This is a genomic window from Pollutibacter soli, assembly GCA_029269725.1.
GTDB lineage: Bacteria > Bacteroidota > Bacteroidia > Chitinophagales > Chitinophagaceae > Pollutibacter > Pollutibacter soli.
Genome location: JARJHS010000001.1, coordinates 1,014,848 through 1,037,273, shown reverse-complemented (window position 1 = coordinate 1,037,273; position 22,426 = coordinate 1,014,848). Strand labels below are relative to the sequence as shown.

Sequence of the window (22,426 nt, the reverse complement as noted above, 5' to 3'; positions counted from 1 at the left end):
TGTGAGTTGTAAAGTGGAAAGTTATCTCTTAGTGGCTTGAAAGGTCGCTAAAATAATTGCCTTGCAATTCGTTTTTCGTAGTTCGGCCTTTTTAAAGTCAAACCGCAAAGGAAACAGCCGAGATACAGCCCGCAAAGTAAATACAAAGAGGTTAGATTCTTTACCGGATATTAAAATCAGCCGTTGCGATAACATTATCCCAGCTGAAAATGATTTGCCCTCCGGATTTCGTTTCGTTCAATTCGATAGTGAATACTTCCTGTACTACAGTTCCTTTTTTTACCGGAATTGAAATCCGATAAAGGTCCTTCGTACGATCCGGATTGGTAGGCCATCCGCTCAGATCTGAACTAAGAATCATGAGCCATTCATTCGGTTTGGGTATAGTGTAAACTGAATAAGTCCCTTTCGGAACTGTCGTTTTCCCAAACCGGATATCTTTTTCAAAACCGATGGTGGTTGGACCATTGGCTCCTGTACGCCATAGTGAATCATAAGGTACAATGCCCCCGAATATTTCCCTGCCCCGCTTGTGGGGTCGTCCGTACGTGACTGTTATTTTTGAATTTTTAATGGTCGAAGAGATGGTTTCCGTTTTCGATGGGATCCCGATGCCGGTTGTTTTTGTCATGCGCCTGGCGATCTCGTCGATATTTATCGGAGCATGTTTTTCAACAATATAATTCCAGGGTGTACCGGTACCATCGGCAGAACTGATAAGACCTTCACTATTTGTTGTAAGCTTTGTGTATTCCAGGAACGGCCCCCCAAAAATCATGATGCCATTTTCTTTTTTCTGAATACCTATATCATATACGCCTATGTTATGGTTGATCATTTTCATGGGAAGATAGGAAGATGATGTTTTTGCAAGTCGCATACAGTTCCATTCCATCAATGAGATCAACGGCACCCAGCCACCAACAAAGTCCATATGCTTTGCTGCATGCCTGACAATCCTTTCTGATTCTTTCTCCGGATCGGAGTTGTAATAAGTGCAGGTATCGTCCCGGCAATTCATATTCAGCCGGTATTCGAAAGCGCGGGATTTTGCTTCAAACGGGAGAGAACTGTTCGACGGATTCATTGCTGTTACGTTAAACTCGCGGATCGTTCCGTTGGGATAAAAATGAATGCTGAACTCGCCAATATAATCTTCCGGCACACGTGTAAAAGCTTTGCCGTAGAGGTGATTATTAATTCGCGTATAGGTTTCCACCAGCACGGTATCAACACCCATTCGCCCAATAAAAGTTGCGGTGTATGGTTGATTCTGCTGCGCATTCGTTTCGTAACAGCAAAGGAAGAGAGACAGAACCAATATCTTGATTTCCGGTTTTATGCAAAAAGTTTTCAGGATCATTGCCAGTTATGATTGAGTTTTAAACTTCAGCTTAGCTTCATCACTTGCTAAAAAGTTGCTTCCAGGCATCTTCATATTTATCACCTGCAGTCCAGGTTGGTTGCACCGGATTATCAGCGATGAGTTTCGCAGCAAGAATATATGATCTGATGTATTTCAGAATATAATTCATATCGATGTCGCCGATTTCATCGCTGAGCTGGTGATAACGTTTCATGATGTTTGCATCGAGTTTTGCAACACCCATTCCGTAGGACGGGGCAGGAATGCCTTTGGCTGCAAAACTGACGTTATCGCTTCGGTCAAAAAGGCCCTGTTCCGGTGCAGGATCGCCTGCAAGTGTGAGCCCATAGGCCGCAGTTGCTTTTTTAAGATCAGCATCCGCAGACGTTCTTCCAAGACCAATAACATTCACGCGACCAGTATCATTGTAACCTCCATTGTCAATGTTCAGGTTGTAAACGATTTTATCTAACGCGATGGTAGGGTTTGCAGCATAATACTTACTGCCAAGCATACCCATTTCTTCAGCAGTGAATGCAATAAACAGAATAGAACGTTTTGCCGGATGCTGAGAAAAATATCCTGCAGCATCGATCATTCCTGTAACACCGATTGCATTATCCCGTGCGCCGTTATAAATACTGTCTGACTTTCTTTCTTCCATTTTCGGTGTTGGTGACACACCAATATGATCATAATGAGCGGTAAGAACGATGAATTGATTTTTCAGTTTCGGATCAGTGCCTTCGACCCAGCCGATCACATTTTTTGCACCCAGGTTGAAGGGATGATTGCCACTCACTTTAATGCTGGCAGTCGCTGCATTTTTTACGGCATCCGGTAGTTCGCCGGCAGGGTCATGAACAATGAAGACCGGCAATGAAGAATCCAGCGGATTTTGCGGACGCTGAGCCCTGAAATTCTGTCTGGGCAATTCCCAGTCTTCGGCAGTATGCCAGTATCTTTCCACCAAAGCCAGTGCGCCCAGTTCTTTGAGACGTTTTTGTTTTGCATCCATGAATCTCCTCATTGTCATCACCGGTGAAGAATTGTTTTCACCCATGTTTACCACAACGATTTTACCTTTTACATCGATGTTTGTAAGATCAGCATCAGAGCCAAAATTGGCAAACACTACCGGTGCGTCGATCTCGCTGGCAAACCCACGCGCTTGTACAAAATCTTTTCCGATAGTGTATGTCTTGTTTCCGGCAACAAATGATCCACTGGTCGGAGCGCTGATAAACGGAAGATGAAAAACCTGGAAGTAGTCCTGTGTACCCGGTGTTTCTTTTAATCCAAAACTGCGGAATTGTTCGCTGATGTATCGCGCGGCGATATGTATTTCAGGTCTCGTTGTTCCTCTGCCCATGAGCTCATCCGAAGCAAGGAACCGGAGAGGGGCGAGTGCATGGTTAAAAGGAGTTGAACGGTTGATATCCTTTACAGTTGCTGATTGTGAATAGGTGAAAAGTATAGCAAAGGAAAACAGGAGGGAGAGTGTGGCTCTTCTCATATATGTGGTGCAGTTTGGTGGGAAGATACGATTTTGGCGGTAGGAGCGTCCTGCGAAATGAATCGCATCAATTTAAAAGGACGTTGGTGGATAAATTGCGGACACGATGCTGACGCAATCAAACGGGACGCTCCGCCGGAGCGATATGTTCACTTCAATTTCAATGATCATGCTACAAACAGGGCGCTCCGATGGAGCGATAGAATTCTATTGCGCTGTTGCAAATGACGATCCTAAATTATATGGTTAGTGGAAGATACATTGGTGATGTCAAACCAGGCGCTCCGATGAAAAGGAACAGTGTCGATTGCGTTGCGGGTAAGACCTTTCATAATTCTAATGAATGTTGAATTTCAGGCTGCTGGCAAATAAATTCTTACACATCCCATCATTTTCTGACAATCATTTACCTGCCTTTTTGCTTCATCGGAGAGTCTGTGAACTGAATTGAATTATTTGAACAACCATTGGCTGATAAACTGCATGCACAACCCTGATGAAATCAAACGGGACGCTCCGATGGAGCGATATGTTCGCTTCAACTTCAATGATCATGCTGCAAACAGGGCGTTCCGCTGGAGCGTTAGAAGTCTATTGCGATGTTGCAAATAAAGATCCTAAATTAAGTATCCTGCCTTTTTGCTCCATCGGAGCATCCTGTTTGTAGGAAAAATTGATTCGAGATTTCCCGTTTATCGCTCCGTAGGAGCGTCCTGTAAAATAAATCGAATCAAAAAATAAGAGAAGAAAATTGTCTTTTGGAAAACGTCGATATTCTGTTTCAGTTCATACAAGACGCTACGATGAAGTGGCGTAAACAAATTTCATTTCATGATCAAAAACACCATTTGTTTTTGATATCATCATTTATTTATCTGCCCTCTGCCTCAATGATGATGCACATGTGTAACTGCCTTCTCCTCATACTTCGTACTTCCGTCAATAACTTTAAACATCGCCATCATTCCCGCGGCATGATGCTCAAGGATATGACAATGATACATCCACGTACCCGTACGATGATCCGGCATCCAGGCAATCTTTACTTTGCTTTTTGGTTTTACATTGTAAGTATCCTTCCAGGAGATGAATGCCGGCGCTTTGCCATTCTCCTCAATAACCTGGAAGAAAAATCCATGCAGATGAAATGGATGATCCATCAGACTGGTATTGGAAACTTCCCATACCTGGAGTTCGCCGGCAATCACCGGTTTGTCATTCACATGTGCATGACCATTGATCCGAAAATCTTTACCGTCCCTGAGCCTTGGATCAACAGACATGATTACTTTTCTGGTTATCGCTGAGTCCTGTTTCGCCAGTGGTTCTATCATTCTTAATCGTTCAGGTAAATTCAGTTTTGTTGCCCGACCTTCTCCGACGATGACATTGGCAAATGTTTCCCGTTTTGGTGTCAGAAAAGTGGTTCTGTTATACGCCAATGATTCCATCGGAAATTTTTCGCCCTCTGCAAATGGGCCGACCGCGATATCCACGCGCTCTCCTGGTGTGACTAATATTTCGTTCATCGATACAGGATGTTCCAATAATCCTCCGTCTGTACCAATGAGTTTGAAAGGTTTACCGTCGAGATGCAAATGAAAATACCTGGCGCTTGATGAATTGATTAAACGCCATCTTTCAGTCTGACCACCCTGCATATTTATGACCAGGTTTTCTCTTCCGTTTAACAAAAGCGTATTGCCCTGGCGTCCGTCATGTCTTTCCATCATACGCGGAAGAAACCAGGACGGTTTTGTAAACTCATTCCTGTTATTCAGTTTCATATCATCAATCATGAAAATTCTTTCTTCATCAAATACCGGATCTGTTTCATCATCCACTATTAATGCGCCATACATTCCTCTTTCCATTTGTACTGTCTCATTGGTATGTGCATGATACCAGAATGTACCCGCGTCCGGAACAATAAAACGATATTCAAAAACGCCACCAGGTTCAATCATTTGCTGTACTCCATCAGTCCCATCCATCGACGCAGGCAGACGTATACCATGCCAGTGAATAGTCGTAGCTTCTTCGAGATTGTTCACCAGATGAATGACAAGTTCATCTCCAACATTTGCTCTAAGTACAGGACCGGGAAGTTGTTTATTAAAACCCCAGGCATGGATTGATTTACCCGCAGCAATTTCCCATGTGAATTCACTCGTGGTCAGATGGTATTCGACCGTCTTATTTTTCTGTTTCATAATCGATGGTTTTTTAGTTAAGAAGATTGTTTCACAAAATTGAATTGAATTGTATCGGGTATAAAGACAGTGAAGCGTCAAAAACAGACAAGGTAGTTGTCGGTGGTCAGTTGTCAGAACAGTTCCAGACTGATTGAGCAATTGGTAACAATATCTCATTTACCCTTGCTAAAGAATGATTCTATTGAAATTGAAAACACAAAGTCTTTTTTCTCCTACTGCCTAAACTCATTTTACCCTCTGGCCATTCTTGTCCTTTTCTGACATCATGCTGTCTTTATCATCGCCTAAACCCGACATTAACTTTGATTATCAAATTCACAATAAAAATTATTCAAATGAAAATCATGACCGCATTTTTCAAAAAACCGCAGATGACTGCAGCAGTATTATTTCTTACGCTGTTGTTACATTCCTGTACCAAGGAAGTATTTAATTCCGGTATAACGAAGGAGTTTGTTTTACGGGCCGACTTGTATGGGGCATCTTACAGCATCAAAGTAGGGCTGCCTGATTCCTACAACCCAGCCGAAAAATATGCAACGATCTACGTTCTGGACGGTAAAGAGATTTTTGGATTCGTTGCCAACAAGTGCAAAGAGATTTCTGGTACTTATAACAAAAAGAATGTGCTGGTGGTAAGCATAGGGTATGGTCGCGACCGTAGCATCGATTATACGCCAACAAAAATGAGTTCAGTAACAGGTGGCGCTCCACAATTTCTGCAATTCATCGAAACACAGCTAATTCCAAAGATGGAGCAGGATTTTAACGCAGATACTACCAGGGAAAGTCGCGTGATCCTTGGTCATTCGTATGGTGGTTTGTTTGGAGCTTATGCTTTCGCAATCAATGGCAAAGTGTTTGGTAATTATATTATACTAAGTCCATCACTTTGGTTTGATAAGTATGTGATGCTGGACATGGAAGAAGAAAACAGGATAAATAATAAATACAAAAAACAACTTGTGTTTATGGGTATTGGTGAAAATGAAGAAAAAGACAGAATGCTTGCTCCCTTTGAAACATTTTACCAGGTGTTGCAAAACAATTACTCCAATATTACACTTTCAAAATATTCCGAGAGCAATGCGGGGCATATGCCATCAAGAAATCCAAATATTGTTAAAGGATTGAACTTCTATTTTCAAAATAGATAGGGGATTGGAGTTGGCAGTTTCTATTAGCTATACTTAAAATATTTTTCGCTTCTGCAAAGCCCCCCGAATCCCTGTCCGTATCTGACGCTTAATAGTCCTGTGAGGACAATCAGTCGGGTATAACTTCGTGTCAATCCATTACCTGTAAGTATAGGAGAAACAGAGATCAATCATTTTACTTTTAAAAAGCAATTCTTAAAAAGTGAACGGCTTTCTAATCGACACATGGATTAAATCATAAATAAAATTTGTTACAATGACTTCTTCAATCATAGGAATTTCCCTGGGGTTCATCATCATACTGCTTTTTACAGGTTTGAAGCATATGGACAAGAAACTGGTTTACGGTCTGATACTAACGGCAATCGGCTTTCTGTATGTGGGATTTGCCTGGATGGATTGGCAGGCGTTGATAATAAATATCGTACAGGCAGTATTCTTTCTGTTTTTATCCTACTATGGGGTGAGAAAAGGACTTTATGTACTGGCGGGAGGATTTTTTCTTCATGGTATCTGGGATTGGTTGTATTCATTATTTCAGAATCCAGGTTTGATTCCTCCGCATTATGACTTGTTTTGTTTGTCTATCGATTTCACTTTTGGAATTTACCTGGTCGTTTTACAGCAGGGAGTTGTCAGAGATTCCCGTAAGGAAACATTAGGCAGTTCCGGGCTGTCATTGTAATCTTTGAGCTCAGAATATCGTCTGATTTTATTTAAAACAATTTTTACATTCACTATATGAAAAAGGTCGTTTTTATTATTCCTCCCACGGTTGAATTGCTGGATTTTGCGGGGCCGGTACAGGTTTTTACTGAGGCTAAAGTTCATGGTTATGAAATTGAAATAGAGTTTTACCAATACCAGGAGAATCCCATCAGTACGGCTGGTCTTGGATTTGAAAAACTCAAACATTTCAGTGAAGCAAAATTAAAAGAAGGTGATTTTATTTTTGTGCCAGGGATGGATAATGAATATGTAAACAGTTTTGAATTCAAGGGAGAAAGAGCCTTTTTCAAATGGCTGAAAGAATGTTCTGACAATAAAATTACCTGTTGTTCTATTTGCACGGGCGCATTTGCATTGGGTCATGCAGGGTTGCTGAAGGACACGGAATGTACCACCCACTGGCGAAGGGTGAAAGCGTTACAGGTGCAATTTCCAAATGCAAAAGTGTTAGCGGATATTTTGTTTGTGAAGAGCAATAACGTGTATACCAGTGCAGGCATCAGTGCAGGTATTGATCTGGCATTGGCTATTCTTGAAGATTTAAAAGGACCGTTTTTCACTCATAAGGTGGCAAGAGGCCTGGTGGTGTATCATCGGAGAAGTGGTTCACACAAGCAGCAAAGTATTTATCTTGATTACCGCAATCATATTCATCCGCAGGTGCATGAAGTGCAGGATTATTTGATTGACCATCTTTCCAAAGAAAATAGCATTGAATCTCTTTCGTCACTTGTGGGCATGAGTCCCAGGAATCTCAGCAGGGTTTTTAAAGAGAAAACGGGTTGTACGATTCTCGAATACCTGACGCAGCTGAGACGAGAGTATGCAAATACAATGTTGAATAACCCGGAATATACGATTGAGTATATCGCTTCTAAATGCGGGTTCAAATCGGCCAGGCAATTGCAGAGGATTCTGAAGCAATGATTTTTGAGTTTTAATGCCTTTTCGAAACCTCAGATCGTATTCTTACTTAGCAACTTTTTTCTGAGCCACATAGTTATCATAGTAAAACATAGGCACAAAGAAAATTGCCAGGGCTATCCTTTTGGCTGATCGTTCAGCTTTTGCTTAGATGAAACTTTTTCAATTATACGTTGCTGGAGCTACGTTTATCAAAGTCAAACCGCAATGAAAACAGCCAAGGTACAGCCCGCAAAGAAAATACAAAGAAGTTATAAGTTATAGGTGATTATGTTATAAGTTATCGCTTGCGGTTAAATCAGAATTTCCAATTTGGATAGCTTTCACTTCGTCATTCGAATTTCCTTGGCTGTTCCTTTGCGCAAAGCTTGGCTGTTTTCTTTGCGGTTTGATGTTCCGCAACTGCAGTTAATGTAAAATGGAGAAAAATAAAAAGTATAATGCCGGAATATCTATGTGCCCTATGTTTTTTGCTTCAACAAAATGGCTGCGACCGCAAATCGCTTTCTATACGTCCACAGCACTCTTCTAAAAATTTGTATTTATGGACCGCTGATCACAAAATTACAAGTGGCCTGTCGAAATTCCTGTAGCTGTTCAAGCTCATCAGTTATCTTAAGCAACCAAATAACTAAGCTCAACAGATGCGGAGTTAAACACCTTGTGATCAAATAAATCTTTAACCCATGTTTCGGAATTTTTTAAAGACCGCCATTCGCAATCTCATCAAGAATAAATTCTTCACGACCCTGAATGTGATCGGCCTTGCGCTGGGGATGTCGCTCACTTTGCTGTTTATCGGACTGCTGGCATTCCTGTCGAGGTTCGATGATTTTCACCCTGATGGAGACCGCATATATCGTGTTACCTCACAACTCTACGATAAACAGGAAAACCCAAAGTTTGCATCAGCTCCCGCAGCGCTGACTGAGTATATCAAAGGATTTACCGGGGTGGAAAAAGTAGTCAGGATCCACCGTTCGCTCTATGCCAATGCCGTGTATGGTGATAAGAAAATTGAACTCAACGGGTATTTTGCGGATCCTGGATTTTTTGACATGTTCAATTACCCCTTTTTGAAAGGAGATAAAGCGACCGCTATCAATAATCCAAACACAATCGTCCTTTCCGAGACAGAGGCGACGAAAATTTTTGGTGACGAAGAGCCGACAGGTAAAATCATCGACCTGGAAGGCTATGGGAGCTTCCTGATCACCGGGATTTTCAAAGACCTGCCTGAAAACACCCACATGCATTTTGGCGCTGTTGCATCCTACAGCACTTTGCAATCGTATGGAAAACTGCCTTCTGTGCAGAATATTGATGAATGGACATCCTTCCGTGGATCGTTTGTGTACATGCTTCTCCGGAAAGACGCTAACAAAAATAATATCAACAGTCTCCTGAATCGCATAGCGAAGGAAAGATATGAACAGAAGAATGTTTCCGCCGCTTTTAAATTACAGGCGTTGAATGATATAACCCCGGGCCCTGAATTATCAGATCCTATCGGAGCAAACTGGAGTTACCTGATGCTGTTTATCACGGGCGCCATTACACTGATCGTACTCGTTCCTGCGTGTACCAATTATATCAATTTATCCATCTCTAAATCGCTTGAACGGATGAAGGAAATTGGAGTGAGAAAAGTAATGGGCGGGCGAAAGAAAGAGACCATCATGCAGTTTGTTATCGAATCAGTAACCATTGCACTATTGGCACTCATACTTTCCTTCCTCATTTATGAAATTGTAAGAAAACATTTCCTCGCACAGATGGTAGAAACATCACCGGTCGATCTTTCGCCTACATGGGAAACTTTTGCAGGTTTCCTGGTTTTTGCTGTAATGGTGGGAGCACTGGCAGGGTTGGTTCCTGCGTCTTATTTTTCTAAAATTCCGGCAACAGTGGCGTTGAAGGGCAAAGAAATAAAAACCAGCGGCCGCTCATTGTTTAAAAAATTTGTACTGACGCTTCAGTTTATTATTTCATTAGGGTTCATCATGTCCGTGGTGATCTCGATGCGACAGTATAAATATTCTGTGAATTATGATCTTGGTTTTGACCAGGCGCAGGTAGTGGATGCGAGTTTACAGAATCTCGATCCGCAGATTTTCAAAAATGAGTTTCAGAAACTACCCATGGTTCAACGCGTATCATTATCATCGCATATCCTGGGTATCGGCACCTCTGCAGAACGATATATTAAAACTGCTGATGGACTGGATTCGGTGATGGTCAATTCCATGTCGGTAGATGATGCATTTATATCAAATGTTCAACTACCATTTCTTGCAGGTAATAATTTCAGTGGCAATGCATCTGACAAGTCAAGATTTATTATCGTCAATGAGGAATTTGTGAAAGCGCTGCACCTGAACGAACCTGCAGCTGCAATTAATAAGATAATTACGTTAACAGACAGCAGCGAATTTCGCATTGCTGGTGTGCTGAAGAGTTTTCACTATGCCGGACTGAAAGATGTTATTGCACCATTTTTCTTCGAATATGATCCTGAAAAATTCGCCTATGCCAATATCAGGCTGAAAGCAGATAACGGCGTCGAAAGTATAAAGGCGATGGAACAATTATGGAAAAAAATAGGAGGGCAGGGACCATTCACTGCGCAGTTATTTTCAGACGAGATCAAAGAAGCATATAATTTTTATATCATGGTCATGAAGCTCTGGGGATTCTTAGGGTTACTCGCCATCACCGTAGCCTGTCTTGGGTTATTGGGTACTGTTTCCTTCACCATCAAAAAGCGTGTTAAAGAAATTGGTATCAGGAAAGTGTTAGGGGCTTCAGTAAACAATCTCGTTGTTCTTCTATCCAAAGACTTCGTGATGCTCATGGTTATCGCCAGCATCATTACAACGCCAATCATGTATTTTCTGTTTACACATGTGCTGGCGAATACACAGTATTATAGTATTTCGATCGGATTTTTTGAGGTGTTTGTCAGTTTGCTGATCATGTTGTTCTTTGGACTTCTTACCGTTCTGTCGCAGACACTGACGGCCGCAAATGCAAATCCGGTGGAGAACCTGAAGACGGAGTGATTGTGATGGTACTGATTTGCGCGACTATTTTTGAACCACATAGTTATCATAGAAAAACATAGGCACATAGGAGAATGCTATGTGTCTTCTGTGCCTTATGTGCCCTATGTGGTTCAAATTCCTGAATAAAGTGATCTTAATTTCTTTTGCAAATCGTTTATCAGATTCCTGCGGATTTTTCGAAGTGTTTGTCAGCCTTATCATCTTGTTGTTTTTTGGGCTACTCACTGTTTTATCGCAGACGCTGTCGGCTGCAAATGCAAATCCGGTGGAGAACCTGAAGACAGAGTGATTGTAATGGTGGTGATTTACGCGACTATTTTTGAACCACATAGTTATCATAGAAAAACATAGGCACATAGAAGAATGCTGTGTGTCTTCTGTGCCTTATGTGCCCTATGTGGTTCAAATTCCTGAATAAAGTGATCTTAATTTTTTTTGCAAATCGTTTACCAGATTCCTGCGGATTTTTCGAAGTGTTTGTCAGCCTTATCATCATGTTCTTTTTTGGGCTACTCACTGTTTTATCGCAGACACTGACGGCCGCAAATGCAAATCCGGTGGAGAACCTGAAGTCAGAGTGATTGTGATGGTACTGATTTGCGCGACTATTTTTGAACCACATAGTTATCATAGAAAAACATAGGCACATAGAAGAATGCTGTGTGTCTTCTGTACCTTATGTGCCCTATGTGGTTCAAATTCCTGAATAAAGTGATCTTAATTTCTTTTGCAAATCGTTTACCAGATTCCTGCGGATTTTTCGAAGTGTTTGTCAGCCTTATCATCTTGTTGTTTTTTGGGCTACTTACTGTTTTATCGCAGACGCTGTCGGCGGCTAATGCAAATCTGGTGGAGAACCTGAAGCCCGAGTGATTGTAATGGTGGTGATTTACGCGACTATTTTTGAACCACATAGTTATCATAGAAAAACATAGGCACATAGGAGAATGCTATCTGTCTTCTGTGCCTTATGTGCCCTATGTGGTTCAAATTCCTGAATAAAGTGATCTTAATTTTTTTTGCAAATCGTTTACCAGATTCCTGCGGATTTTTCGAAGTGTTTGTCAGCCTTATCAACTTGTTGTTTTTTGGGCTACTCGCTGTTTTATCGCAGACGCTGTCGGCGGCTAATGCAAATCCGGTGGAGAACCTGAAGACAGAGTGATTGTAATGGTACTGATTTACTTTACATTTTTGAACCACATAGTTATCATAGAAAAACATAGGCACATAGAAGAATGCTATGTGTCTTCTGTGCCTTATGTGCCCTATGTGGTTCAAATTCCTGAATAAAGTGATCTTAATTTCTTTTGCAAATCGTTTACCAGATTCCTGCGGATTTTTTGAAGTGTTTGTCAGCCTTATCATCTTGTTGTTTTTTGGGCTACTCACTGTTTTATCGCAGACGCTGTCGGCGGCTAATGCAAATCCGGTGGAGAACCTGAAGACGGAGTGATTGTGATGGTACTGATTTGCGCGACTATTTTTGAACCACATAGTTATCATAGAAAACATAGGCACATAGAAGAATGCTATCTGTCTTCTGTGCCTTATGTGCCCTATGTGGTTCAAATTCCTGAATAAAGTGATCTCAATTCGTCTTTCGCAATTTCGGCCTTTTTTAAAGTCATACCTCAAAGAGAACAGCCGGGATGCGGACCCACAAAGGGAATAAAAAGAAATTGCAGGTCTTTCTTTGCTGTTCCTTCGAAAATCAGGCTGTATACTTTGCGGTTGGTTGTTCGAAAAGTCTGAATTTAAACTCCCTTTTTAGCCGTCTCTCTTTTCCCTTTGATCAGCATGAGAAAGCTCACCATTCTACCGGATCCGCATAGCCGATTAGTGGTATTGCTGATATTTAAATTCTGCTTACATTCATGAACTGCATGACATGAAGGCCTTTCTCGCCTATGATCCCTTCCCTTTTAATGACCGGAGTGTAACAGAATTTCTATTTGCAATTTTTTGCAAGACCTGATTTTCTGATCGTCGGTGTCGGACATTTAGATTTGATCAATAAAGTGTAATAAAATGAAAAGGCTGTTATTACAAATCTCATTTCTCGTCACTACAGGCTTTTTGTTGAGCTCACCGCTAAACATTGAAGCTAAAGCCAAAGCAACCAACCTCGTCATCTTCAACCCTGGAATCGGAACGGATACACTACCTCCATCGATTGCTGATACCACCCGGTTTCTGAAAGGAAGAAAACAAATGAAAGCATCAAAAATTGTACTGATCACCGGCGGTGCGCTTGCCATCAGCGGAACCATTTTAGCGGCTTACGCTTATTCAGAAGGCACGGATGCGCAAGGCTGGACCGGCCTTGTGCTATTGGTCACTGGTTTGCTTATGATGGTTATTGCTGTACCCATCAGTATTGCGGGGCGTCAGAATGTAAAGAAAAGCGGAATAAGTGTTAAGGCTTATAAGGAATCGCAACGCAGTACGGGAAATGTCCCGGGTAAGCAACCTGCGAGTGTAGGATTGAGCCTCCAATGGAACTCAGGATCGGAAAAGAAAATTGTCAACAAAGCACTTTTTTGATGGCAATGCCAATTATCCTTCTATTCCAGGCTACTCCTCTGTGAATCATCCGTCCTTTGCTTTGTGGTTTGCTGCTGGTTTGGTGTGAATTTATATGCCCGATCTGTTCGTACTTCTGCCATTCAGCATTCGGTATTTTTATGGTCAAAACCAGAGAATAAAAAATAGATAATAAAGTCAATTGTTTCAAAAGCGATACCAGGTATGAAAATCCGGCAACTCCACACATCTTCGGCTGGTAGTTAATATCCGACAAGTACGCACACTTCATTCTTCGGTTGATACCGGACGCTCAACTCGAGCGATATGTTGGTTTCAAATTCGAGGATAGCTGCTACATACAGGGCGGTGCTCTGGAGCGAAAGAAGACGTTGAAATTTGGGAATGACCATAATTAATACACATTCTTAGGACGTTGAATGGAATGTTCATTCAAAGTGTAGGTCGCGATACTTCCTGTCGTAACTGTGCATTCATGTTCCTGTTTTTTGTTCCTCAGGAGCATCCGGTTTGTAGGAAAAAATATCATTTGCTGAGAACCAGTTTTCCGCGCCGCAGAAGCGTTCTGAATGAACGGAATTTATAGAAATGTCATCGTGTCACTGACATAACCAATACGTCGCGAAAGATAAACCAGCAAACAACTTTTGCGTCACTTGCATATTCTTCATGCGCAACTTGTGTTTTTTATTAAGCTTTCAAAGCAAACAACGTTGATGCTAAGGTAGGAGGGGATCGGGTTCATACATTTATATGAGCATCGATATTCATCAACCTAAGTAAAATTACCTGCTGCCTGTTGCCTGTTGCCACTCACGTATCTGCGCCAGGAAAAACTTGATCACTTCCAGGTTCATTTGCCCCGTCGTCCAGTGGCCGATGTTTTCCCATGTTTTGAAAGTGGCATTGATGTTATGCTCTTTATACATCCTTTGACACGCAAGATATCTTTGCTGTACATTATCAGCGATATAGTTGTTGATGAGTCTTCTTTCACTTTCGCTGTAAGCATCATCATACCGGACAGCATCGTTTTCGTCCAGCTTTCCCATGTAGATATATTGTGGAATTGATCTGTAGCTGGCTTCGTCAAATTTTGTTTTAAACAATTTATTGAAGTCGTAGATACCGATAGGGTAGTTGAGCGGGACGCCCCTGAGGTCTTTTACCGGGAACATCAGTTCGCCATTGAATCCGCCGATAGCAAGCGCCTGTATTTTATCAGGATGAATAAATGAAAATCGATTCGTAAATGTTCCGGATGCTGAAAAGCCACTCATGAAGAATTTAGTTTCCATCTGGATATGCATCGATGCCAATACTGTACGTGCATCTTCTACCATGGCTAACAATTGCAGATCCAGTCTTTTCAGGATTGGCGATTTTTCCACCATGACGTCTCTGTCGAGCGCATGTGTGTACATCAGCGAATCCTTCAATGGCCTCGGAAAAATTGGTACCAGCAATGGAATCCTGAGTTCGGTGGAAATATTATTCCCGACTGAACTTTTGGATGCGAGATGAATGGCGTGTTCTGTATGTACTTCAATGCTGTCGGACAATTTGCCGGTGTTGTTGGGTTCCACCAGCAGGAATAGTTTTTTACCTTTAGGTGCTCCTTTCGGAATGAATAAGATGTAGTCGTTATGAAATCCTTTTGCAGGATTTTTTTTGATGATGAGGAGCGTATCTGAGATGAATTTTTCAGGTGTTGTATTTTGGGCTTTTGCAATTGTGCAGGCGAAAAGCAGGATGAAAGCGGTGAGAACTGATTTTAAAAACATGTGTTCAGGTGTTGATACGGAACGAAAATAAGATACAGGTTTTATCTGGAACCGGGATTAGTGTCTATTTGATATTACAGGGTAATGTATTGACCAAAAGCGTGCATCAATTGCAAACATGGTAAAGTCAGAACACAGAGAGATCAGCCGGGGTAAAGCCCACTGAGAAGTACATGAGTCTCGGGCTGCTCCTCTGTGAGACACTCGGTTGTTTCCTCTGTGTTATGAGGTTTTGCTGACAGCTTAAAAAGTCAAACCGCCCACCTGCGCTTCGCTTCGGCGGGCAGGCAAGGAGAACAGCCAGGATACAGCCCGCAAAGGGAATACAAAGAAGTTATAAGTTATAGGTGATGAAGTTATAAGTGATCTCTTGAGAATAATATCAGAATTTCCCTTGTGAAGACATTTAATTAATAGACCATCATACGTCGTCCTCTTGGCTGTTCCTTTGCGAAAACCTTGGCTGTTTCCTTTGCGGTTTGATGTTCCGCTGGTTGATTCCAAAGGCAAACCGAAAATCTCTATTGTGTCCTATGTTCCTTAAATGCCCTATGTGATTCAAAAAAAACTACAAGCTTTGAACCACATAGCGCACATAGGAAACATAGACACAAAGGATAATGCTATGTGTCTTCTGTGCCTTATATGCCCTATGTGGTTCAAAAAAAACTACAAGCCTGAACCACATAGCGCACATAGGAACCATAGGCACATCAGAAGAAACTAATTCGAATCTTCTTCAAAAAACTCCTGCGCTGTGCCCGCCCTTGCATGCTCCTGCAACTGATATATAATCCGCGAAGCCCTGGTGCCATGATGATGTATTTTCTCCAGGTTGATAGCCAATGTATGAATCGCTTCTTTTTTCTCTTCTTCGGAATGCGGATGTTCGATTTCCTCCAGCAAATGCTTTGACACATCCGAAAAATTATTCACAAAGTTCAGCGGGTTCTGAATCTCATGCGCCATGCGGGTAGCCATCACACCAAAGGCAGCCATCTTTTCGGATTGAATCAACTGCTGCTGCGTTGCTTTAAGATTTTCGTATGCCGCAGCGAGCTCTTTATTCGTTTTTTGTTTGGAGCGGTAACGTTCAATAAATACGATAAGCAATAACAGCAATACAACAGCCCCCGCAACAATGGAATTCCGGATATTCCGTTGATGAATATCTTTTTTCTCCTGTTCAGCTTTGGTAGCGGCTTCTTTTTTATCAAAATCATATCGCATGGCCGTTTCCGTGAGCTTCTTGTCTTTTTCCATGCTGTACACAGAATCCTTGATCAGTGTAAAGTTCCGGTAACTTTCCAATGCGCCTTTGTAATTGTTTTCCTGCTCCTGTATTTCACTCAACCGCTCATAGCTCCGGAACAGATTGTTCAGATCACCGATCTCTTTCAAAATGATAATGCCGCGGCTGGTATAATCATTTGCCTGCTGCAACAGAATCGATTTCTTTCGCGGCAGATCACCTGAAATTCTGGGGTTGCTCATGATTATACTATCATTGGCCATCTTCAGGTAAGTGCCGCCGATATTTCCCAGCACCCGGCCGACGCCCATTTTATTCCCGATGTCTTCATTCATCGCCAACGACTCGCGGTAGTAATCGAGTGCTTTCGGAAATTCCTTTTTACTGGCATACACAGCGCCGAGATTACCGAGCGTCCGGGCGATGCCGTTTTTGTCGCCCAGCTCTTCATTCAACTGCAGCGCTTTCAGGTCGTATTCCAAGGCTTTCGCCGTATCGGATAAGTTCATATACAACTCTCCGATATTACCTAAGTTCGAAGCCACCCCGGCTTTATTTCCCAGTTCCTCATCAATCTTATTGGCCCGGAGAATATATTCCAGTGCTTTATTTAAATCTTCCTGGCTGTAATATACCAGACCAATATTGTTGAGTGTCGCCGCGATTTCATTTTTAATATCGAGCTCTTCATTGATCCGCAACGCATCAAAATAATATTTCAATGCATTCGGATAATCGGATTGAAACCAGTACACCACACCGATATCTCCCAGGATCTTTGCTTCGCCGATTTTATCTCCGATCGCCCTGAACTGTTCCCATGATCTTAGTGCATATTCCAGCGCTTTTGCATAATCCGATTTTCCAAAACCATAATTCCCTGCGATCACTTTATTGGCAAATGCTTCTCCTCTTTTCCATTTGATTTTCTGCGCCAGCTGAAGGGCCTGGTTGCCATACTTCAAGCCTTCATCAGGATTGATGGAATAATAACCAAGGCTGATGTCATTCAGCATCATCACTTTGGCGGAATCGTCTTTTGATTGCGGGAGTTGTTTGATGAGTGAATCGATGAGTTGCTGACCTTGCTGGGAGAATGATGTGAAAGCACCAGTGATCATTGCCAGGAGAAGAAAAAACTTTTTCATTATAGTAGCGTGTTTGACTGAGCCATCATTGAATGACGCAAAACTGGTGAATTTTGTGACATTCAGCGATTGAATATCTCATTTTAAAATCAAAACACAGAAAGCACCGAGGAACAGCCCACAGAGTAATACCGGAGCGACGCTCACAGACCTAACAGGTTTTGAAAACCTGTTAGGTCTCATCCTCGGCTGATCCTCTGTGAAACACTCGGCTGTCGCCTCTGTGTTTTGCCTTTTCGCTGGTTAAAATTTCAAGCTGTTTCAATTCGGCCTTTGGCATTCTAAAGTCAAACCGCAAAGGCGAACAGCCGGGAATACAGCCCGCAAAGGAAACAAAAAGAAGCTATAAGTGATAGGTTATAAGTTGTAAGTTTTTCTCGGCTGTTCCTCTGCGCTTCACTTGGCTGTTTCTCTGCGGTTTGATGTTCATTTGATTTTAATCTAAACGCATTCAGCATTCGTCCTTCGCCATTCGTATCTCGACCTTATTCAAAAATTCATTCCACAAAGCGCAAGTCTGCCGGAATCAATGCTGAAGCAACTGCCGGATTGGGAATGTTTTCCCCAGCGAGAAAAAGTTGTCGAGTACCTGCAACTGGCGATCTGCGATAACCCGTGTCCGGCTTATGAAGAGTTACGAAAAAAGGTGGCACCTGCCGTTGAGAAAATATCTGACAATCAAAAAAGCTGGTACAGAAATAGTACTGTGAGAACTCCGATTGATTCTGTGGAGAGAAAGGTGCCTGATTCAGATGAGGAGAATATCTGGTGGTGACTTTCTCATTTATCTAGTTACAAGCAGGTCATATTCCTCATTGAATTTACAAAAGTAGAGCAATTCATTTTCAAATTGGATGAACATTCTAATACGTGAAAGTTTATACTTTTTGTATTCAATTTAATGTCATCGATTAGAGCTAACATCGTTTACGCCCTACTAATTTTTCACTCTTGTTTTCCTGGCTAAAATTTTCAACTTATTCTTGTCAAAGCTTCAAATTAAAATGTACAAATAGTTTGAGATGTTTCCTATGTTGATGCTACATATTTGTTAATAAAATGCACTATTAATATATTTATAATAGAAAATAATTATTACAACTTTATAAAGAAATAAATATATAAATACTCACCTCTCAAACCTCACCGTCCCTACATTCACCACCCCGTTATCTGGTTTACTCCTTTTCACCACCACAAAATACAGATCATGCCTTCCGTCCATCGCCGAAGTCAACGGCGCAGCTACCCAGGCCTTGGTGCCTTTCGCTGTTGTATCAAACGTTGCCGTAGCTATGATGGGCCCGGCGTATGAATCTTTACGGACTTCAATAGCTCCGCCTTTGTCGGAGCTGAGTTCGAAAGAGATCTTTTTGATATGGGTGAGGTCGATATTCTTCAACAGTATATGCGCACCATGACCGCCGCCGCTGAGGTTACGACCGAAGCGCCCAAAGCCGGGATGCGCATCGGCCTGCACAGGTTTGACATCCGCACTGCGCAGACTGATCACTTCATAACCAGTGAGTGCACCTACCAGGCCGGCACCTTTGTCGGCATAGGTTGCAACGATGGTGTACATCCCTGCAGGATCATCGGCCTTGCCTGCATTGAGCTGCAGGTTACCATTCGGTGCAATGTTTTTCGGTTGTACCCGGGCGTCAGCAAGCGAGAGAATATATTTCACCATCTCGCTCACATCCGAAGGCGCGAGCTGCGGATGCGCAGCCATGACATGCTCCTTACCCCAGTTACCACCGCCGCCGGCGATGACTTTCTGACTGAGTTTTGCCAATGCTCCTTTATCATCCTTATACCTTTCCGCTACGGCAGTGTAGGAGGGACCTACGGAAACACTGTTCACGGTATGACAGGCCTTGCAATCATTCGACGCAATCAGTGCCGCACCAGGATGCGGATTCTCTGCGGTTAGTCCTGCACGTGATTTTAATGTGGCTGCGTCATTAGATAAATTGCCTGCATCTTTGTTATAGCTGTAATACACCACAGCTTTACTGCTCAGGTCAGCACCATCTTCTGCATCCGACACTTTTACCGCATAATCAAACACTTCACCCGGCCAGTAAAAACTCTTGTTCTGTTTAGAAGCAATCTCCACTACGGGCATCGCGTTACCTACGCGCACCTGCACGGTATCAGTTGCCTTTCCGCCGTTCAGGTCTTTGGCAGTGAGCACTACTTTGTAATTTCCGGGCTTCGTAAATACATGTACGGGATTAGCCGATGTTGATGTGTCATTTGCATTTTCAAACTGCCATTCGTAGCTCACCACATCATCATCGTCCGGGTCACTGGAACCCATAGACGAAAACAATACACGCAACGGCGCCGGACCGGCAATCTCTTTTGGTTTGGGATAGGCGCGGTTCTCGGAAGTAAGATATACACGCGCAGCAAGACTCGCCTGTGCAGCACTGTCGCGGATAAATGCATTCGCTACCGGCGGACGGTTACCTGTTTTGTATTCGATTTTCACCAGTCGTGCATCATCATTGTCTGCGCCATATACAGAACCGTATTCGAGCATGTACATCACGCCGTCTTTACCAAAGGCAAGATCGATCGGTCTGCGGAAATCACCATTCGCGGCCATGAAGGGTTCGCTGCGCAGATAGTTTTCATCCTTATCGAAACGCAAAGCCAGTACCCAGTTGCGCATCCAGTCGAAAACAAAGAGGGCGCCATTGTAATACTCGGGGAATGCTCCCGCAGATTGCGCTGATGACGCAGATGAAGAAGATCCCGAAGATGTCGCGAATGATGCAGATTTATCGTAAGTGTAAAATTGTCCGGCCATGGCACTGCGACCACCGGCACCCAGCTCAGGAAAACTATCGGAAGCTGCGTAAGGATAAAAGATCATTGCAGCACGTGCAGGTGGTAATTTATTCAGACCGGTATTGTTGGGTGAATTGTTTTCCGGTGCATCAGCAACGAATTTCGGTCCGCCTTTTTTGGTCGCGAAATCCCAGTCGGCATAGGCCTGGTTATTACCCACAAAATAAGGCCAGCCATAGAATCCCGCGGTTTTTGCCTGGTTGAATTCATCATAACCGCGCGGACCACGCTCGGGACTATCATTACCTGCATCCGGACCAATTTCGCCCCAATATACAGTAGATGTCTGCGGATTCACTGCAATACGATAAGGATTGCGGCAGCCCATCACATAGATCTCCGGCTTTGTTTTTTCTGTACCCGGTGGAAAGAGATTGCCTTTCGGTATCGTATAGCTGCCATCGGGTTCGGGATGTATCCTTAATATCTTTCCTTTGAAATCATTGGTGTTGGCGGAAGAACGTTGCGCATCCTGGCTGTAAAATTCTTTTTCGGGCCGTTCATCCATCGGCGAATAACCATCCGAGGGAAAAGGCGTGGTGCTGTCGCCGGTAGAGAGATATAAATTGCCATCCTTATCCCAGGCCAGCGAGCCGCCATGATGCGCGCCGCTGTTGATCTGCACGGGAACTTTCAGCAATATTTTTTCAGAAGCGGTGTCAAGAGTGTTGTCGGCCTTCACCGTAAAGCGCGACAAATAAAAATCGATCGGTTCTGTTTCGGTGGGTGGTGAATAGTAGAGATAGATAAAACGGTTTTTGGAATAATTGGGATCCAGGGTTACGCCGATCAGTCCGGTGCCACCTTTATTCGCAACATCAAAACGATGCACGAGTTTGTTCTTACCGGATTTAACATCATACATGTACAGGTTCGCTGTACTGAGCTCCGTATAAAATACTTCGCCTTCATCAGATACGGCGAGTTCCATCGGAACGCTGAGGTCGTTGACCAGTACGGTTTTTACGAAACGGTTTTCTTCCGGTACTTCAACAGCGTAGGCTTTGTCGTAATCCAGTTTCCCATTGCCCATCGCATACTGCAATCCGCCCCAGAGATGATTCAGAAAAGCGGGATCGGTATAGTTGCTGATCTCATGACCAAGACCGGTATAAAACGCACGACCGCCATCAAAATCATGGTACCAGGAAATGGGGTGGTCGTTGCCGTTAGTGCCGCCTTCGTAGGTTCCTTCATCGAGATTGGCAACTACCTTTATGCCTGAATAAATATTTTTATAGTTGTACCATTCGTCGGTGCGTTCCCAGACGGCAGGTAAACCTTTGGTAGCGATGAAAGACGTATCAGTGATGTGTACATTGGCTTTACGCACATTGGAATTTGATGGATGACTGCTGAACCAGGCACCCACTAGTTTGCCGTACCAGGGCCATTCGTATTCGGTATCGGCGGCAGAGTGAATACCTACATAACCGCCACCGGCCTGGATAAAGCGTTCAAATGCGGCCTGCTGTTTGGCATTCAGGACATTTCTTGTCGTATTCGCAAAAACTACAGCGTCGTATTTTTTTAATTTATCGTCGGTGAAGAGGGTAGCATCAGTGGTGGTATCCACGGCGAAACCCTTTTCTTTTCCCATTTTGATCAGTGCATCATTGGCTGCGGGGATGGAAGCATGCTTGAAGCCGTTTGTTTTGGAGAAGACGAGTATGCGGGGACCTGAATCAGAATTGCAGGCGTCGGCGAAAACGAGGACACTCAGGGTCAGTAAAATAAAGGCAATAGACTTCAGGGCAGAAGAATTAAAATGCATGGCAGCAGTCTGGTTTAGGGATAAATATATCAAAGAAAAGCCAATAGGCAAAAGGCAGGAGGCAATAGGAACAGCCTGGAGGGGGCTGC

Annotated in this window: 14 protein-coding genes; 6 read left to right on the top strand and 8 right to left on the bottom strand. The window is 43.0% G+C overall.

The features are described from left to right. Positions 1-160 precede the first annotated feature (160 nt). From P2W82_RS04195 to P2W82_RS04185, 3 genes are all read right to left on the bottom strand, one after another. Positions 161-1,363 (bottom strand): DUF2911 domain-containing protein, encoded by a 1,203-nt coding sequence (locus tag P2W82_RS04195; RefSeq protein ID WP_336514587.1) that lies wholly within the window; start codon positions 1,361-1,363, stop codon positions 161-163. A 40-nt stretch (positions 1,364-1,403) separates the two neighbouring features. Then, on the bottom strand, positions 1,404-2,882 hold the full coding sequence (locus P2W82_RS04190) for a M28 family peptidase (protein ID WP_336514586.1): 1,479 nt from the start codon (positions 2,880-2,882) through the stop codon (positions 1,404-1,406). 887 nt (positions 2,883-3,769) lie between these two features. After that, positions 3,770-5,095, bottom strand: a complete 1,326-nt coding sequence (locus tag P2W82_RS04185) for a multicopper oxidase family protein (RefSeq protein ID WP_336514585.1) — start codon at positions 5,093-5,095, stop codon at positions 3,770-3,772. 338 nt (positions 5,096-5,433) lie between these two features. Here P2W82_RS04185 and P2W82_RS04180 point away from each other — a divergent pair, with 338 nt between their 5' ends. The 4 genes from P2W82_RS04180 to P2W82_RS04165 all read left to right on the top strand — a co-directional run bounded on the left by P2W82_RS04180 (position 5,434) and on the right by P2W82_RS04165 (position 10,970). After that, the gene (locus P2W82_RS04180) at positions 5,434-6,255 is read left to right on the top strand and encodes an alpha/beta hydrolase (protein ID WP_336514584.1); all 822 of its coding nucleotides are present in this window, start codon (positions 5,434-5,436) and stop codon (positions 6,253-6,255) included. A 256-nt stretch (positions 6,256-6,511) separates the two neighbouring features. Continuing rightward, positions 6,512-6,940: a DUF6010 family protein gene (locus P2W82_RS04175; RefSeq protein WP_336514583.1), complete on the top strand. Its 429-nt coding sequence runs from the start codon at positions 6,512-6,514 to the stop codon at positions 6,938-6,940. 56 nt (positions 6,941-6,996) lie between these two features. Next, positions 6,997-7,911, top strand: a complete 915-nt coding sequence (locus tag P2W82_RS04170; protein ID WP_336514582.1) for a GlxA family transcriptional regulator — start codon at positions 6,997-6,999, stop codon at positions 7,909-7,911. Positions 7,912-8,594: 683 nt separating this feature from the next. Next, positions 8,595-10,970: an ABC transporter permease gene (locus P2W82_RS04165; RefSeq protein WP_336514581.1), complete on the top strand. Its 2,376-nt coding sequence runs from the start codon at positions 8,595-8,597 to the stop codon at positions 10,968-10,970. Positions 10,971-11,870: 900 nt separating this feature from the next. Here the strand turns inward: P2W82_RS04165 and P2W82_RS04160 are convergent. Next, on the bottom strand, positions 11,871-12,341 hold the full coding sequence (locus P2W82_RS04160) for a hypothetical protein (protein ID WP_336514580.1): 471 nt from the start codon (positions 12,339-12,341) through the stop codon (positions 11,871-11,873). Between the two features lie 663 nt (positions 12,342-13,004). On the opposite strand from P2W82_RS04160, the gene P2W82_RS04155 reads away from it, so the two are divergent. Beyond that, positions 13,005-13,520 (top strand): hypothetical protein, encoded by a 516-nt coding sequence (locus tag P2W82_RS04155; RefSeq protein ID WP_336514579.1) that lies wholly within the window; start codon positions 13,005-13,007, stop codon positions 13,518-13,520. A 242-nt stretch (positions 13,521-13,762) separates the two neighbouring features. Here P2W82_RS04155 and P2W82_RS04150 read toward each other — a convergent pair whose 3' ends face one another. The 3 genes from P2W82_RS04150 to P2W82_RS04140 form a co-directional block, all read right to left on the bottom strand. Next, a complete protein-coding gene (locus P2W82_RS04150; RefSeq protein WP_336514578.1) occupies positions 13,763-13,912 on the bottom strand; it encodes a hypothetical protein in 150 nt (49 codons plus the stop codon). Positions 13,913-14,305: 393 nt separating this feature from the next. Continuing rightward, positions 14,306-15,304 carry a hypothetical protein gene (locus P2W82_RS04145; RefSeq protein ID WP_336514577.1) on the bottom strand — a complete coding sequence of 333 codons (999 nt, stop codon included), beginning with the start codon at positions 15,302-15,304 and terminating at the stop codon, positions 14,306-14,308. Positions 15,305-16,027: 723 nt separating this feature from the next. After that, positions 16,028-17,704, bottom strand: a complete 1,677-nt coding sequence (locus P2W82_RS04140; protein WP_336514576.1) for a tetratricopeptide repeat protein — start codon at positions 17,702-17,704, stop codon at positions 16,028-16,030. 529 nt (positions 17,705-18,233) lie between these two features. Between P2W82_RS04140 and P2W82_RS04135 the strand changes: the two genes are divergently transcribed. Next, the gene (locus P2W82_RS04135; protein ID WP_336514575.1) at positions 18,234-18,479 is read left to right on the top strand and encodes a hypothetical protein; all 246 of its coding nucleotides are present in this window, start codon (positions 18,234-18,236) and stop codon (positions 18,477-18,479) included. A gap of 354 nt (positions 18,480-18,833) precedes the next feature. On the opposite strand, the gene P2W82_RS04130 is transcribed toward P2W82_RS04135, so the two are convergent. Continuing rightward, positions 18,834-22,337, bottom strand: coding sequence for a ThuA domain-containing protein (locus P2W82_RS04130; RefSeq protein WP_336514574.1), 3,504 nt, complete (start codon positions 22,335-22,337; stop codon positions 18,834-18,836). Positions 22,338-22,426: the final 89 nt, after the last annotated feature.